Origin of the sequence: Rhodococcus sp. 114MFTsu3.1 (assembly GCF_000383555.1) — a bacterium.
Taxonomy (GTDB): Bacteria; Actinomycetota; Actinomycetes; order Mycobacteriales; family Mycobacteriaceae; genus Rhodococcoides; species Rhodococcoides fascians_E.
The window spans coordinates 24702-39328 of record NZ_KB911545.1 but is presented as its reverse complement, the minus strand read 5'-3'; the positions used below and the strand labels follow the sequence as shown (position 1 = coordinate 39328).

Below are 14627 nucleotides of genomic sequence, written 5' to 3'. Positions count from 1 at the left end.
GCGGTTTGGAGGAACTGTGTCCGAAGACCAAGAAGTGATCGTGGTGGGTGCCGGCCCGACCGGGTTGCTGACCGCACTGGGGCTTGCTCAACAAGGGATCAGTGTCACTGTCGTCGAGCGCGCACCTGCCGTGCAGGACACCCCGCGCGCCATCGTCTACCACTGGTCCACACTGGACGGCCTCGCTCGCCTCGGCTTGCTGGAGAAAGCGAGCGCCGCCGGATTCCTCAAACAGGACTACGCCTACCGCGTGCGGGCCACCGGCGAGACGATCGCCTATGGGTTGGCTGCGCTCGACGGCAAGGTCGCCCGGCCTTACAACCTGCATCTCGGCCAGGGTGCGCTGGCGGCCGTCATTCTCGACGACCTACGCGGCTTCGACAACGTTCGTGTGCTGTGGAGCCACGAAGTAACCGGGATCGAACAGGATGCGGTGGGAATCGATGTCGCGGTGCGCGGCCCCGATGGCATCTCCACGCTGCGTTCACACTGGCTTGTCGGTGCCGACGGTGCGGGATCGACCGTTCGGCGACTCCTTGGGCTCGACTTCGAAGGCATGACGTGGCCCGAGCGATTCGTGGCCACCAACGTGAGATTTCCCGATGATCGCGTCGGATGGGCTCAGTCGACGTTCTACCTCGACGACGTGTACGGAGCGATCATCGCGAAGATCGACGAGTCCGGTGATCACGGAATGTGGCGCTACACCTACATGGAAGACGCTGCGCTGCCCGCCGATTCGGTAGACCAGCGGATGCCGGCCTTCCTCGCCGCCGTGTTCGGACCGGAGGTGGCCGAGAGTATCGACGTCGTCGCAGCGTCTCCCTATCGGATGCATCAACGCGCCGCCAACGCCTTTCGTTCGGGTCGCGCGCTGCTTGCGGGCGACGCCGCGCATGCGACCAACCCTACCGGTGGGCTCGGTCTGACCATGGGTTTGTTCGACTCGTATGCGCTGATCGAAGGTCTCGGAGCTGTCTCGCGTGGCCGAGCGAGCGACGAGATCCTGACCGAGTACGCGCGGCAGCGGCGAACCGTGTTCGTGGACAAAGCGAGCCCACGCGCGGCGTCGAACAAGAAGCTGCTCTTCCACTCGTCGGATCCGGTCAAGCGCGAAACGGACCTCGAGGTCTTTCGTCGAATGGCGCGAGACCGAGAATTCGCGGCCGAGGCACTGTATTTCACCAAGACGCTCGAAAGCCCGTCGCTGCTGACCGTGTGAAGCGGAGCGGCGAACACCCCCGAAACGAAAGAAGCACCAGCATGAACCCTCTCGACGGACTCACGATCGTGTCGTTGGAACAGGCTGTCGCGGCCCCCTTCGCCACCAGACAACTCGCCGACCTCGGCGCACGCGTCATCAAGATCGAGCGACCGGTAGTCGGTGATTTCGCGCGGGGATACGACGAAACGGTCAACGGACTTGCCAGCCACTTCGTATGGTTGAACCGCTCCAAAGAATCGGTCGCGCTTGATCTGAAGACGGACGAGGGGCAGGCTGCTGTGCACGCGTTGATAGATCGGGCCGATGTCTTCGTACAGAATCTGGCTCCGGGAGCGGCCGAACGGCTGGGTTTGGGTGCCGAGGAGCTCCGAGCTCGCAATCCGAGGCTGATTCACGTATCGATCTCCGGTTACGGCGAGGGCGGGCCGTACTCGGCCAAGAAGGCGTACGACCTTCTGGTGCAGTGCGAAGCGGGACTGGTCTCCATCACCGGAACCGAGGACGAGCCGTCCAAAGTCGGGATTTCTATCGCAGACATCGCCTCGGGAATGTACGCCTATACGGGTGTTCTGACGGCGGTGATCAGGCGCGAGCGAAGTGGAGTAGGTGCCACCATCGAGGTATCGATGCTGGAGGCCTTGGCCGAATGGATGGGCTTTCCACTGAACTATGCGATGTACGGCGGTTCTTCGCCCGTACGGGCCGGCGCACGTCACGCGGCGATCGCGCCCTACGGTCCATTCACGTGCGGCGACGGGAACGATGTTTTTCTGGGTATCCAGAACGAACGTGAATGGGCTACGTTCTGCGTAGGCATCCTCGACTCACCCGAGCTCGCCGTCGACCCTCGCTTCAGCCGAAACTCGCTGAGGGTCGAACACGCTGCGGAACTTCGCGCCGTCATCGAGGCGGTGTTCCGGAGTTCGACGGCAGAAAAGGTCGCTGCGCAACTCGAAGATGCTTCCATCGCAAATGCTTTGCTGCGCACTATGGATGGCCTGGCCGACCACCCGCAACTGATAGCGAGGAACCGTTGGCGGTCGTATGGATCGCCTGCCGGCGAACTGCGCGCACTGGTTCCACCGGTGACCATGTCGGACTTCGAGGCTGTGATGGCACCGATCCCGGAGGTCGGACAGCACACCGACGCAGTTCTTGCTGAGTTCGGGCTCGCCACGCCCAGTGTGGCGTCAGCCAGTGCCTGAGCAGCTTCCCAGTGTGCCGACACTGGCGGACAAGGACGCTCTCGTCGCGTACGCCAGGACGTTCCTGTTCGTTCCCGGTGACAGGCCGGACCGATTCGACAAGGCTGCGGCAGCAGGCGCCGACGTCGTCGTGCTCGATCTCGAGGACGCGGTGGCCTCGGAGAACAAATCGAGCGCACGCGCCCACGTTGCTTCATGGTTGTCGGGAGGAGGTAGAGGGTGTGTTCGGATCAATGCCGTCGATCAGCTTCATCACCTCAGAGACGTCGACGCGCTCCAAGGTGTGCGGGGCTTGACTGCCGTGATGGTTCCCAAGGCCGTGGAGATCGTCGACTACGGGTACCTTCGTCGCTCACTGAGCTGTCCGGTGATCGCTCTCGTGGAATCGGCTGCTGGCGTGCACGATTCGAACGGCATCGCTCGCGATCCTTCCGTCGCGCGTCTGGCTTTCGGCCATCTGGACTACGCAGTGGACGTCGCCGCCCATCCCACCCGGACTGCGATGCTGCACGCCCGGTCGCAGCTCGTCCTTGCGTCACGGTTGGCCGGAAAGCCTGCTCCGATCGATGGGGTCACCACAGAGCTGACCGACTCGGCATCGACGATCGACGACATGCTGCACGGCGTCGAGCTAGGTATGGCAGGCAAACTTCTGATCCATCCCGCGCAGGTCGAACCGATCCGGAATGCGCTGCGCCCCAGCGAGGAAGACGTGAAGAGAGCCCGCAGGATCGTCGCTGCTGCCTCTCGTGGTGCAGCGGTCGAGGTCGACGGGCGCATGGTCGACGCGCCGATACTCGCAGCGGCGCACCGCCTGCTACGAGGTCTGCCATCGAACTGATCCGTCGGCGGGCTTGAACACCGCTGCGACGGTCGACGGTCAGTACGCCATCGCCAGAATCTGGTCACGATGGTACTCGAGCCCAGGATGCTCAGACCGAAGGTGCTGATGGACTTCCTCTACCAGAACATCGTCGGTGGCGCCTTCCATCAGCGTTCCGCACGGACACTGCACGTAGCGCATTCTCGTCGTTGACATGCCCCCGACAGTATCCGCCGTGTCAACGGGTCGGATCTGCCGTCATGTCATTCAACCTGCGGCGATACGTCAGGAGCATGGGCGCTGAGAACATCCTGGCGTTGTGCACGCTGTGGTGCAGGGCACAAAATCGACAGTGATCGAGATCTCGACGCAGCACGCGTCGAGCTCGGTCGGGCACCCCCACTCGGTGTCGGGAGATCACGCACCGTCCTCGTCTCAAGGAGAATTCAATGTCAGTCACCGTCGACCGGCCGAGCAGCTTGGACCGCACCCGCTTCTTCATCGATGGGAACTGGACTGACCCGGTCCAGGTCGAGTTACGGGACCAGATCGAGGCCGCGACCGGAAAGCGCATCGGAGTTGCCGCGCTCGGCGGCGCGGGCGATATCGACGCCGCTGTGCGCGCCGCACGGCGTGCGCTGGACGAGGGGCCGTGGGGGCGCACGACAGCCGCTGAACGCGCAGTCGTTCTTCGCGCGTTCGCCGATGCGCTCGACGCCCGCGCAGGCGATACCGCATCCTTGGTCAGCCGCGAGAACGGCATGATTCTCGGGCTGTCCCAAGCACTAAACGGCGGAGCCCCCGGCGCACTGCTGAGGATGTACGCAGACGTCGTCGAACACCTTGAACTCGAAGAAATTCGTCCCAGCCAAGCCGGATCGACCATCGTTCGCAGACTCCCTGTCGGTGTCGTCGGTGCCATCGCCCCGTGGAACTTCCCGCAGGCTCTGGCGATGTTCAAGATCGCCCCTGCGCTCGCTGCCGGCTGCACGGTCGTTCTCAAGCCGTCACCCGAGACGGCTCTGGACTCGTACGTGTTCGCGGACGCGGCTCAGGAGGCCGGATTGCCGGCTGGAGTTCTGAACATCGTGCTCGGCGACCGCGACGCTGGTGCCGCGCTCGTCTCGCATCCATTGGTCGACAAGATTGCCTTCACCGGCTCCACCGAGGCCGGTCGCATCATCGGACAGGAATGCGGGCGTTTGCTCCGGCGTTCCACCTTGGAGCTGGGCGGCAAGTCCGCGGCGATCGTCCTCGACGACGCGAACATCGACACTCTGCTCGCGGGTCTCGACAACGCCTCGTTCCTCAACAACAGCCAGACGTGTACGACGCAGTCGCGCATTCTCATCGCGCGCTCTCGATACGACGAGGTGGTGGATGCGATCGCAGGTTTCGCCGATGCCTACACCCTGGGCGATCCACTCGATCCTGAAACCACCATGGGCCCGATGGCGACCAGCGGCCACCGCGACAAGGTGCTCGGCTACGTCGAGATCGCCAAGAACTCGAATGCACGCTTGGTGACCGGCGGTGGACGTCCCGACGGCCTCGATCGTGGATGGTTCGTTCAGCCCACTGTCTTCGCCGATGTGGACAATTCCGACCGATTGGCGCGGGAGGAGGTCTTCGGCCCGGTGATGGCACTCATTCCGTTCGATGGCGGGGACGACGAAGCGGTACGAATGGCAAATGACAGCAACTACGGCCTCGGTGGATCCGTCTGGAGTGCCGACGAGGACCGTGCCCTGGCAGTCGCTCGACGCGTTCGCACCGGAACCATCGGATTGAACTACTACACACTGGATCTCGGCGCACCGTTCGGTGGATTCAAGGACTCGGGAATCGGGCGCGAACTGGGACCCGAAGCCATCGACGCATACCTCGAGTACCAGTCCGTGTACGCCTCGACCCGCTACCTGCAGTCATGACCGCGGCCAGTCCCGTCGAGGTCGTGGACGCGTACTTCGCCGGAGTGCGGGCAGGTGACGCCGGCGCGGTGAGTGCCCTGTTCGCCGAAGATGCCCTGTTGCACAATGCAGCTGGGACCCTCACCGGTGCGGAAGCGATATCGCGGATGTACTTCGGTGGGTTGGCACCGGGCGCAATGTCGCCGTCTCCACGGCACGTCATCGCCGACGGTGAGAACGTGGCCGTGGAGATCGATCTCCACACAGCAGGGTCGACGGTCGTGCTCGGTGACTTCTTCACTGTTCGCAACGGAAAGATCGTCCGCCTGGCCATCTACAGCTTGTCCCCGGACGGCGGACGGCTCCTGAACAAAGTGGGCGTCGACCCGACCTCATCCAGTACTTCACGCAAAGACCAGTAGAGGAACCAGCTATGAAAATCGCAGTCTTCGGGCCGGGCAGACGCGTCGGCGTCGTTCTGGACAACGACATCGTCGACATAAACGGCGCATACGCCAGATACCTGGCCGACGTCGAGAACAGCGTTCGTCCCAGAGCCAGAGCCGCACACGAGGTTCCGGCAGATCTCAATGGGTTCATCGAGCAGGGAGACGACGCGCTCGCGGGGTCCCGCGCTGCACTCGATCACCTCGCAGAAAGCTCGGTCACGACCGGCATCGACGGTGAACAGTTGATTCACGCGTTGGACTCGGTCGCCTTGTATGCGCCGATCGACGGCAAGTCACGAATTTTCGCGGCACTGGCCAACTTTGCCGATCACATGCAAGCCGCGGCGAGCAACACGTCGAGCGGAAACGACAAGGCGACCCTGGACCGGCTCGTCGCCGGTGGGCCGAAGTACTTCATCAAAGACCCGCGGGTGGTGTCGTCCGATGGCGACGACCTCGCCTTTCCGCGGCGCACCGATCTCCTCGACTACGAGGCCGAAGTCGCAGTCGTGATCGGCAAACGCGGAAAGGACATCTCCGCCGCCGAATTCGGTTCTTACATCTGGGGTTACACCCTGGTCAACGATTGGTCCATTCGCGACAACGTCTCGTTCGGCCCGGACTTCCAGTACTCCAAGAACTTCGACGGCGCTGCCACGGTCGGCCCGTGGATCGTGGTGGACGAGGGACTCGATCCACAGGACATCCCGGTCGAGGCCCGCATCAACGGAGAGATCCGCCAAAGCGGCAACACCAAATCCATGATTCACAACTTCGCATCCCTCGGCGAGTACCTGTCCAGAGACTCCACGCTGTTTCCCGGTGATCTGATCAGCGGCGGTACGCCGAAGGGGACGGCCGTCGACTCGAGCGCTCGCGACGCAGACGGCAGCTTTGCCGACGATTCCAAGTTCCTCGACCCCGGGGATGTGGTCGAGATCAGCTCGTCGTTGATCGGTTCGATCACCAATACTGTCTCCGGAACGCGTGGGGAGCAGTAGAAATGGGAGAGAAGAAGTATTCCGTCGGCGGCGTTTCCTACGAGCGCCCGTTCAAGATTCGTAGGCTCAATCATTTCGGTATCAGCGTGGCCGACACCGGCGAGGCCGTCGGCTTCTATCGCGATCTGCTCGGCTTCGTCGTCGCGGACATGCTGGATCTGAACAAGTACGATCCGGGCCCGTGGCTGGACGGCGTTGCGGACACCAAGATCTACTTCCTGCGTCACAACAGTGACCACCACACCTTCGTCATCATGCCGCGCTCGTGGGTGGACAAGAACGACAACCCCGCTCGAAGCGACATCACGGTCAACCAGATCACCTGGCAGGTCGGATCTTTGCGTGAGGTGGTGCAGGCACGGCTGTGGCTCGAGGAGCAGGGTTCGAAGATCGACCGCTACGGCCGCGACCCAGGATCCAATTGGCACACGTACTTTCCGGATCCCACCGGACACACCAACGAGCTCGAGTACGGCATCGAGCAGGTCGGTTGGGACGGGATGAGCAAACCCGAGGTGATGTGGCCGTGGGCAAACGAGCACCCCGATCTGCCCACGCGATCCGAGGCGACCGAGCTCGAAGACGCAGAGGCCGAGGGCATCGACTTGACCTCCGGTCACCGGTGGATCGACACGCTGCCCAAGACATACGACGTGGGCGGCGTGCTCCTGGCCCGTCCGTTCAAACCTGTTCGTATCGGACCGGTCAGCATCTTCGTCGCCGATCTCGACGCGGCAGAGCGGTTCTACACCGAGACTCTCGGGCTCGTGAAGTCCGAGGAAACCACCGTCCTCGGGCATCGCGGGGTGTTCATGCGGGCCAACACCGAGCATCACAGCATTGCGCTCTTCCCTGTCGAGGCGCGCGAATCACTCGGATTGGGTGACGGATCCACACTCCTGTCCTTCGGCATTCAGCTCGGATCGTACGAGCAGCTCCGCAAGGCCAAGGAGTTTCTCGAACAGCGCGGCGTCAAGTTGATCGATCTGCCTCCCGAGATCCACCCGGGTATCGACTACGCCGTACATGCGGTCGGGCCGGACGGCCACGTCATGCAGCTCTATTACTACATGGAGCAGGTTGGCTGGGACGGTGCAGTTCGGCCTCCCGAGAGTCGACGCGTCGTCGAGGCCGGCATCTGGCCCGAGACGCTGGAGCCGATGTCCGACACGTACGGCGGCGAGACGTTCTGGGGACCGCTCGGGTGACGGAATCCTCGAACACCCTTCCACGCACACTGCAATCCAAGGAAACACGTGCCTGAACACAGAATCGACAAGCGCGTCGCGGCGGTTACCGGCGCTGCGCAGGGCCTCGGCGCCGAGATTGCCGAGCGATTGGCGCGAGAGGGCTTCGCGCTCGTTCTCCTCGACATGCAGAAGTCCGGGCTCGATGCGACACGCGAGCACATCGCGCGGGTGACACCCGGTGTCGAGCTGTCCACCGAAGTGGTCGACCTCTCCGACGAGGACGCTGTGGTCGCAGCCTTCGAGTCGATCGATCGACGTTTCGGTCGACTCGACGCGCTGGTCAACACCGCGGGCGGCAGTGGTACAGATCCGGTGCGGCAGCTCGGCGAACTGGGTGCCGACGTCTGGAGAAAGGTGCTGGAGAACAACCTCACCAGTGCCTTTCTCTGCAGTCGTGAGGCAGTGTCCCTCATGGAGCGAGGTGGATACGGCCGGATCGTGAACTTCTCGTCTGCAGTTGCGAACGGGTTGGCCGGACCGTCGGGCACGGTCGGCGCCCGGTTGCCCTACGCCGCCTCCAAGGCTGCGATCAACGGCTTCACCAAGCAGTTGGCCAAGGATCTAGGCAAGACGGGTATCACCGTCAACGCGGTGTCGCCGGGCCTGGTGTTGCCCAACGAAGGCCGCGTGACGACGATCTTCGATGCACTGTCCGAGGACGCGCAGACGGCTACACGTGCAGCGATCCCGGTCGGTCGGACAGGTACCGGCACGGAAATCGCGGCCGCGGTCGCTTACCTCGTGTCCGAGGATGCCGGATTCACCTCCGGCTGCATTCTCGCTGTGGACGGGGCGGCCTCGTGATGGCGCTCCCGCCGCTGGTGTTCGTCCCCGCACTCGGGTGCGATGACAGGCTGTGGCAGCCGGTTGCAGACCGGCTTGCAGGCGTCCTCGAAACCATTGTCGTTCGGGGTGAGGGTAACTCGATCCGAGCGATGGCCGACAGCGTGTTGAAGCGCAGTCCCGAGAGGTTCCTCCTGGCCGGAAACTCCATGGGTGGATACGTGGCGCTGGACGTCGCGATACGCGAGCAGTCGGAGCGGGTGGCCGGACTCGCCCTGCTCAACTCCTCCGCTATCGCGGCCGACGAACACCGTCGGGCCAACTCCCTCCGCGTCGTCGAAATGGCCAGGCGAGGACAGTTCGAGCAGGCGGTTGCACTCATCACCTCGGCGGTCGCGCCGGGGCGGTCGGACATCGCCGAGTCAGCGGCCCTGATGGCGCTCGATCTGGGCGTCGACGTGTTCGTCGAGCAGCAGATAGCAGTCATGACGCGCGACGACCGCCGCGACGAGTTGTCGTCACTCGACGTGCCCACCGTGGTGATCGCGGGGAGCGAGGATTCGATCACTCCGAGCGATCTCGGCCGGGAAGTCGCCGACTCGGTGCCCGGCGCGGAGTTCGACCTCCTGGACGGCGTCGGTCACCTCTCGACCCTCGAGGCGCCCGATGCCGTCGCCGGTGTACTTCGTCGATGGATCGCCGGGATCGCAGCGACGTCGAACGTGTCTGCCGAGGTTGGGCAGTGAAGTCCTTCGACCACACCACCTCCGGGCAGCGTGTGATGTTTCGGCGCGGAGGTGCGGTCGACGACATTGCAGCAGCGGTCGATGCGCTCGGTGCCTCACGCGTCCTGCTCGTCGCGGACTCCTTCGTCGGCGAGATCGCCGACGGCGTCGCCCGACGAGTCCCAGTCGTCGCTCGGGTCGGCGAGGTAATTCAACACGTGCCGGTGGCCAGTGGCGAGGCCGCGGTTGTGTCGGCCCGCAGCGCGTCGGCGGACGCCGTCGTCTGTATCGGTGGGGGTTCGGCCACAGGATTGGCCAAATACGTCGCCCGCGAGACCGGTATACCGATCGTTGCCGTTCCGACCACGTTTGCCGGGTCGGAGGCAACGAGTGTGTGGGGCCACACCGACGGAGATAGGAAGACCACCGGAACGAGCCCGAATGTGCTGCCGCGCATCGTGATCTACGATGCGACGCTGTTCGCGTCCCTGCCCGGACCGATGGCGGTGGCGTCCGGCCTCAATGCCGTGGCTCACGCGGTCGACGGATTCTGGGCGCCGAATGCCGATCCCATCAATGCTGCTCTGGGTGCAGAAGGTTTGCGGGCCCTCGTGCCGGGCCTACGCGGGATTGCCGCCGACACAGACGACCTCGACGCCAGAGAAGGCACGATCTATGGCGCGTACCTCGCGGCAGTGGCGTTCGCATCCGCGGGAAGCGGGCTTCATCACAAGATCTGTCATGTCCTCGGGGGCGCCTTCGGGCTCTCGCACGCTGAAACGCACGCGGTGGTGTTGCCCTACGTGATGGACTTCAACGGCGCTGCAGCACCGACTGCTGCGCAACGGGTTTCGGATGCACTGGGTAGTGCACCGCATGCGCTGGGTGTCGCACCGGCGGCACAAGGTCTGTACGATTTCCGTCGCGAACTGGGAGTCGTCGATTCGCTGCGCGAACTGGGTATGCCGGAGAACGGTATCGATCATGCTGCCGACATTGTGTGCGAGTTGGTGCCGGCTTCGAATCCGCGACCTGCGGATCGGGCAGATCTACGTTCGTTGATAGCGGCCGCGTGGGCGGGCGATCCGCTCGGAAACAACGATTCTCAGGAGAAGTGATGACCGAGAACGACGTTCAGACGACTCGTGAGCAGGGTTTGGTCGACATCGTCGTCCGCTCCTTCGACGGTACGTCGGACGCCCGGCTTCGGGCCATCATGGAGACGGTGGTCCGTCACGTCCATGCTGCCGCACGGGAGCTTCGTCTGACCGAAGCCGAATGGGATGCCATGATTGCATTTCTCACCCGAACCGGGGAGGCCTGCACGGACACTCGTCAGGAGTTCATCCTTCTGTCCGACGTGCTCGGACTATCGATGCAGGTGATCGGCATGAACAATCCACCGTGCGGAAATGCCACGGAGGCAACCGTTTTCGGGCCATTTTTCGTAGACGGTGCGCCGCACATCGAACTCGGAGGAGACATGGCCTTCGGCGCCTCAGGCGAGCCGTGCTGGGTAACCGGTAGCGTTCGTGATACCGAAGGCAATCCGGTTCCCGGCGCAAGGATCGAGGTCTGGGAAGCAGACGAGGACGGACGGTACGACGTCCAGTACAGCGATGATCGAACGGCGGCCCGAGCACATCTGTTTGCGGACGGCAACGGCGAGTTCCGATTCTGGGGTTTGACGCCGACGCCGTACCCGATCCCGCATGATGGGCCGGTGGGAGAAATGCTTGCTGCAGTGGGTCGTTCGCCCATGCGAGCAAGTCATCTGCACTTCATGGTTACCGCGCCGGCATTCCGCCGACTGGTAACTCATATCTTCGTGGACGGTGACGAAATCGGCTGGAAAGACGCTGTGTTCGGAGTCAAGGAGTCCTTGATCAAGTCATTCACGCGCCACTCGTCCGGCCCGGCGCCCGAAGGTCGGTCGGTGTCGTCGTGGACCGACGTCACGTTCGACATCGTCCTAGCTCCGGCTTAGAGCAATCGAGTGCGCCGTCGGGCCGCTCGAGCGACCGGCCCGACGACGCCACCGGAACCCTCTGGAGACCGTCACTCGTCCTCGAGAACCGAGGTCGCGAACTCCCCGGTCACGTAGTCCAAGAACGCTTGCGCTGCACGTCCGGTCGGTCCGTCGATGCGGGTGATCGCGCCGTAGAAGCGGAAGGCATTGGCGTCGGAAATCGGAACAGTCACCGTGGGGGACTGCTGATCCGCGCGCGGAACCGGGACGATCGCTATACCGCTTCCGTGTCGCACGAGCGCACGCAAAGTCGACAGTTCGGTTGCCTCGATGCTGATCGACGGCACGCATCCGGCATCGTCGAACAGTCTGTCCACGACGTGGCGCAGGCCGTACGTCGGTCCTAGGGCGATCATCGGGCGGGTGGCGATCTCAGCGATCGAAATCGACTCCCGATCGGCGAACTCGTCGCCCGGGGGCACTTCGAGGCAGAGCAGTTCGCGCCCGAGCGCCACCCAGGCGAGATCGTCGGCGCTGGGCCGCGGTGCCACGAAACCCACGTCTATACGCCCACTTCGCACGGCTTCGACTATGGAATCGGCCGCACCGCCCTCCAATTCGAAAGTGGTGAGCGGCGCCGCCGCGCGGTATCGGTCCAACAATGACGGCACGAGCCAGGACCCGAAGGAGTGGAGAAAGCCGATCGAGACCACTCCGCGCTCGGGATCCACCAGGGTCCTGATTCGTTCCTCACCCTGGGCCAGTTCCTGAATAGCTCGCATCGCATGGGCACGATAGATTTCGCCGTATTTGTTCAACCGGAGACGGTTCTGGTTCCGGTCGAACAACTTGACGCCGAGCTGGCGTTCGATCCGGGCCAACGCACGCGACAGCGTCGGCTGACTGACATGCAACTGGACCGCGGCGTTGGTGACATTCTCTGTGCGCGCCAGAACGACGAACCATTCGAGTTCACGAACTTCCATGGCACCGTCACTTCCTCACCGCGGATGTAATACTGTGCACACATTCTGCCTCATGCCCGGCAGAGGAAGTCACGAGATCGCGGCGGTTCGCAGCGCTTCGGCCGTTTCGATGTCGAGGGTGCCGTCCCTGACCAGAACCGCGATAGTTTCCGTCACGAACAGATCAGCGGACTCCGAGTCTCCTAGATCGGTGAGGGTGACCCCGTCCGCTACGTGTGCCGCACCGATGTCGGCGATGAGGCAGGCCAAACCAGACGGCGTTCCTATGTATCGAACGGTGGAGGTAACGGGATCGCCTGCGTCAGCGAGACCGGCATAGGTGATCCGTGCAGCGCGTGCAGTCGGTGCGATCAGGAACTCGAGATCGAGTAGTACCACCGCTTGGTCGTCTTCGGCAGTGACCTGTCTGCGTATGGATGTTGCAGTTCCCAGATCCGCGGCACGGATCTGCCGCACATGCGAGTCGTTGTTGTGCTGCGAACTCAGGGCTACTACCAAGCGTCGAAACGTCATTCGCGTCGAAGAGGACGAATACTGGAGTGGCGGTTCCATGTCAACCGGGCGAGGCATCGTAATGCGAGACTGTTCATTGAGAGTGGACGTCATCGAACAAGTGTGGCAGGGATCATGCACGCTGACGCCGACAACTTTAATCAAGCTGCCATGTCTCGGACGCATCACCGGAACCATGGCCAATGTCGGAGATAGTGGATTGCGGCTGGGTTTGTCATGCTCGACGCGCCAAGGCTACTTTGCGGAGAACTGCTTCGCAGCAACAAGAGCCACCGGAGTACTGCGCGATCGCGGCATCACGGTTCGGGACAATGCGGCCGCCGAATCGAAGCCGAGTTGGACTTCCACCGTCTACTCTGCAGATCTGCGGACAGCGAGACTCTCCTGCACTCGTGGAGCAATCTCGAGGGTTCGATCCGCTGTCAATAGAGGCTGCCGGGCGAGTAAAAGCATTGGGCAACACGGACACCGGGGGAAACTACTATCCAGTCGACGCCGTCTGCACCCGGCGATTCTCGCGCTGCCGCGGAAGGAGCATGTCAGCACATGAATTGGGCGGCAGCCAATCTCGCGGTGTGACCTGACCGCAAACGTTCTCGAGCAGAATGAACTGCCTGGCGATTTACAGCTCGCTGGAACGGACCTCACTGCGGAACTCACTACCGACAATTGGTCTGCTCATCGCCAGGGTGGCTACCTTCGTCGGCCAGTTTCTGTGAGCTCGTAATGGTCGCGATGAGAACGTTCTTCACCGTTCCGTTGACGATGTACAGGGTCAAGATCGTGACGACGGCGATTCCGTAGTTCGCGAGCGGCGAGAAGCAGTGGACGGCAACGACGACCGCGTCAGTCGGGACGGTTGTGGATCACGCCGCGGTCCACAGTGCCCGGTTTCGCCAGCGCGAGTGCATGTTCGCGCGCGCCGATGTGCTCGAAGTACCGTCGGGCCGAGCGAACGACCGCCGCGTGGGCATCGTCGGTGATGATCCGGTCCCACCATGCGCCGTAGAGGGATTCGAAGCCGAACGGGGCAACCATGTTCACGGCGCGCAGGATGGTGTCCGGATGTTCGGGAATCAAGTTGGGATAGCTGTACATGAAACCGACCCAGCGGCGGTCGGCAACCACGGTGAAGATGTCACCCGCGCACAGCGCCCCGCGCCCGTCGACGCCGTCGGCCCAGTGCATGACCGTTCCGCCGTCGAAGTGGACGCCTGCACGGAGGAGGGTGCGGCCGGGCAGTACTTCCGTGCGCTCACCGGACCACAGGACGACGTTGTCGGTCCGCGTCAGCCAACGGGCGTCACGTTCGTGAACGTAGATGGGGGCGTCGTCGAAGGCGTGGGACCACTCGACCATCGAGCTGTAGTAGTGCGGATGCGACAGTGCGATCGCGGAGATGCCGCCCAACTGGGCGACTCGGTCGACGGCATCGTCGTCGATGTAGGTGACCGAATCCCACATGACGGTCCCGCCGTGGCCGGGGACGAGGAGTGCACGCTGTCCGATGGCGAGCGCGGGGGAGGTCGCGAGTCCCCACAGACCCGGAATTTCCTCACGGATCTCGACGCTGTGGCCCTGCTCCCGGAGTTCCGCGAGCGACGTCCATCGCTGGCCGTCGTAGCCGACGTACTGCCGCTCGTCCTCGCAGATGATGCACGTGGCGGGAAGAACGTCGCGGCCTGCGGAGTCGTGGTCGTACTGGACTCCGCAGGTCGCGCAGATCGGCAGCCGATCACCCGTGACGGACACCCGAAGGAGGGCTGTCAGAGGAGAGCGAACTGTCAG

14 protein-coding genes are annotated in these 14627 nt (G+C 63.4%); 11 read left to right on the top strand and 3 right to left on the bottom strand.

Annotated features, from left to right (window positions below):
- The first annotated feature begins 16 nt into the window (after positions 1-16).
- The 11 genes from H292_RS0103115 to H292_RS0103060 all read left to right on the top strand — a co-directional run bounded on the left by H292_RS0103115 (position 17) and on the right by H292_RS0103060 (position 11358).
- Positions 17-1222, top strand: coding sequence for an FAD-dependent oxidoreductase (locus tag H292_RS0103115; protein ID WP_020110381.1), 1206 nt, complete (start codon positions 17-19; stop codon positions 1220-1222).
- A gap of 41 nt (positions 1223-1263) precedes the next feature.
- Positions 1264-2430 (top strand): CaiB/BaiF CoA transferase family protein, encoded by a 1167-nt coding sequence (locus H292_RS0103110; protein ID WP_019665233.1) that lies wholly within the window; start codon positions 1264-1266, stop codon positions 2428-2430.
- A 13-nt stretch (positions 2431-2443) separates the two neighbouring features.
- A complete protein-coding gene (locus H292_RS0103105) occupies positions 2444-3271 on the top strand; it encodes an HpcH/HpaI aldolase/citrate lyase family protein (protein WP_231383737.1) in 828 nt (275 codons plus the stop codon).
- A gap of 431 nt (positions 3272-3702) precedes the next feature.
- Positions 3703-5184, top strand: a complete 1482-nt coding sequence (locus H292_RS0103095) for an aldehyde dehydrogenase (protein ID WP_020110380.1) — start codon at positions 3703-3705, stop codon at positions 5182-5184.
- Positions 5181-5585 (top strand): nuclear transport factor 2 family protein, encoded by a 405-nt coding sequence (locus H292_RS0103090; RefSeq protein ID WP_019665237.1) that lies wholly within the window; start codon positions 5181-5183, stop codon positions 5583-5585. The genes H292_RS0103095 and H292_RS0103090 overlap by 4 nt, the downstream gene beginning before the upstream one ends.
- An 11-nt stretch (positions 5586-5596) precedes the next feature.
- Positions 5597-6613 carry a fumarylacetoacetate hydrolase family protein gene (locus H292_RS0103085; RefSeq protein ID WP_019665238.1) on the top strand — a complete coding sequence of 339 codons (1017 nt, stop codon included), beginning with the start codon at positions 5597-5599 and terminating at the stop codon, positions 6611-6613.
- A gap of 2 nt (positions 6614-6615) precedes the next feature.
- Positions 6616-7821 (top strand): VOC family protein, encoded by a 1206-nt coding sequence (locus H292_RS0103080; RefSeq protein ID WP_019665239.1) that lies wholly within the window; start codon positions 6616-6618, stop codon positions 7819-7821.
- 48 nt (positions 7822-7869) lie between these two features.
- A complete protein-coding gene (locus H292_RS0103075) occupies positions 7870-8667 on the top strand; it encodes an SDR family NAD(P)-dependent oxidoreductase (RefSeq protein WP_019665240.1) in 798 nt (265 codons plus the stop codon).
- A complete protein-coding gene (locus H292_RS0103070) occupies positions 8667-9392 on the top strand; it encodes an alpha/beta fold hydrolase (protein ID WP_019665241.1) in 726 nt (241 codons plus the stop codon). Before H292_RS0103075 ends, H292_RS0103070 begins: the two co-directional genes overlap by 1 nt.
- The gene (locus H292_RS0103065) at positions 9389-10489 is read left to right on the top strand and encodes a maleylacetate reductase (RefSeq protein WP_019665242.1); all 1101 of its coding nucleotides are present in this window, start codon (positions 9389-9391) and stop codon (positions 10487-10489) included. Before H292_RS0103070 ends, H292_RS0103065 begins: the two co-directional genes overlap by 4 nt.
- A complete protein-coding gene (locus H292_RS0103060) occupies positions 10489-11358 on the top strand; it encodes a dioxygenase family protein (protein ID WP_020110379.1) in 870 nt (289 codons plus the stop codon). The genes H292_RS0103065 and H292_RS0103060 overlap by 1 nt, the downstream gene beginning before the upstream one ends.
- A 71-nt stretch (positions 11359-11429) precedes the next feature.
- Here H292_RS0103060 and H292_RS0103055 read toward each other — a convergent pair whose 3' ends face one another.
- The 3 genes from H292_RS0103055 to H292_RS0103045 form a co-directional block, all read right to left on the bottom strand.
- Positions 11430-12326, bottom strand: a complete 897-nt coding sequence (locus H292_RS0103055; protein WP_020110378.1) for a LysR family transcriptional regulator — start codon at positions 12324-12326, stop codon at positions 11430-11432.
- A gap of 69 nt (positions 12327-12395) precedes the next feature.
- Positions 12396-12824, bottom strand: a complete 429-nt coding sequence (locus tag H292_RS0103050) for a hypothetical protein (protein WP_231383736.1) — start codon at positions 12822-12824, stop codon at positions 12396-12398.
- Between the two features lie 861 nt (positions 12825-13685).
- The gene (locus H292_RS0103045) at positions 13686-14591 is read right to left on the bottom strand and encodes a hypothetical protein (protein ID WP_019665246.1); all 906 of its coding nucleotides are present in this window, start codon (positions 14589-14591) and stop codon (positions 13686-13688) included.
- Between the last annotated feature and the right edge of the window lie 36 nt (positions 14592-14627).

Bases quoted from the DNA above. Each gene is read 5' to 3' on its own strand.
- H292_RS0103060 (WP_020110379.1), top strand. From the start codon at position 10,489: ATGACCGAGAACGACGTTCAGACGACTCGTGAGCAGGGTTTGGTCGAC.
- H292_RS0103110 (WP_019665233.1), top strand. From the start codon at position 1,264: ATGAACCCTCTCGACGGACTCACGATCGTGTCGTTGGAACAGGCTGTC.
- H292_RS0103090 (WP_019665237.1), top strand. From the start codon at position 5,181: ATGACCGCGGCCAGTCCCGTCGAGGTCGTGGACGCGTACTTCGCCGGA.
- H292_RS0103070 (WP_019665241.1), top strand. From the start codon at position 8,667: ATGGCGCTCCCGCCGCTGGTGTTCGTCCCCGCACTCGGGTGCGATGAC.
- H292_RS0103085 (WP_019665238.1), top strand. From the start codon at position 5,597: ATGAAAATCGCAGTCTTCGGGCCGGGCAGACGCGTCGGCGTCGTTCTG.
- H292_RS0103095 (WP_020110380.1), top strand. From the start codon at position 3,703: ATGTCAGTCACCGTCGACCGGCCGAGCAGCTTGGACCGCACCCGCTTC.
- H292_RS0103055 (WP_020110378.1), bottom strand. From the start codon at position 12,326: ATGGAAGTTCGTGAACTCGAATGGTTCGTCGTTCTGGCGCGCACAGAG.
- H292_RS0103080 (WP_019665239.1), top strand. From the start codon at position 6,616: ATGGGAGAGAAGAAGTATTCCGTCGGCGGCGTTTCCTACGAGCGCCCG.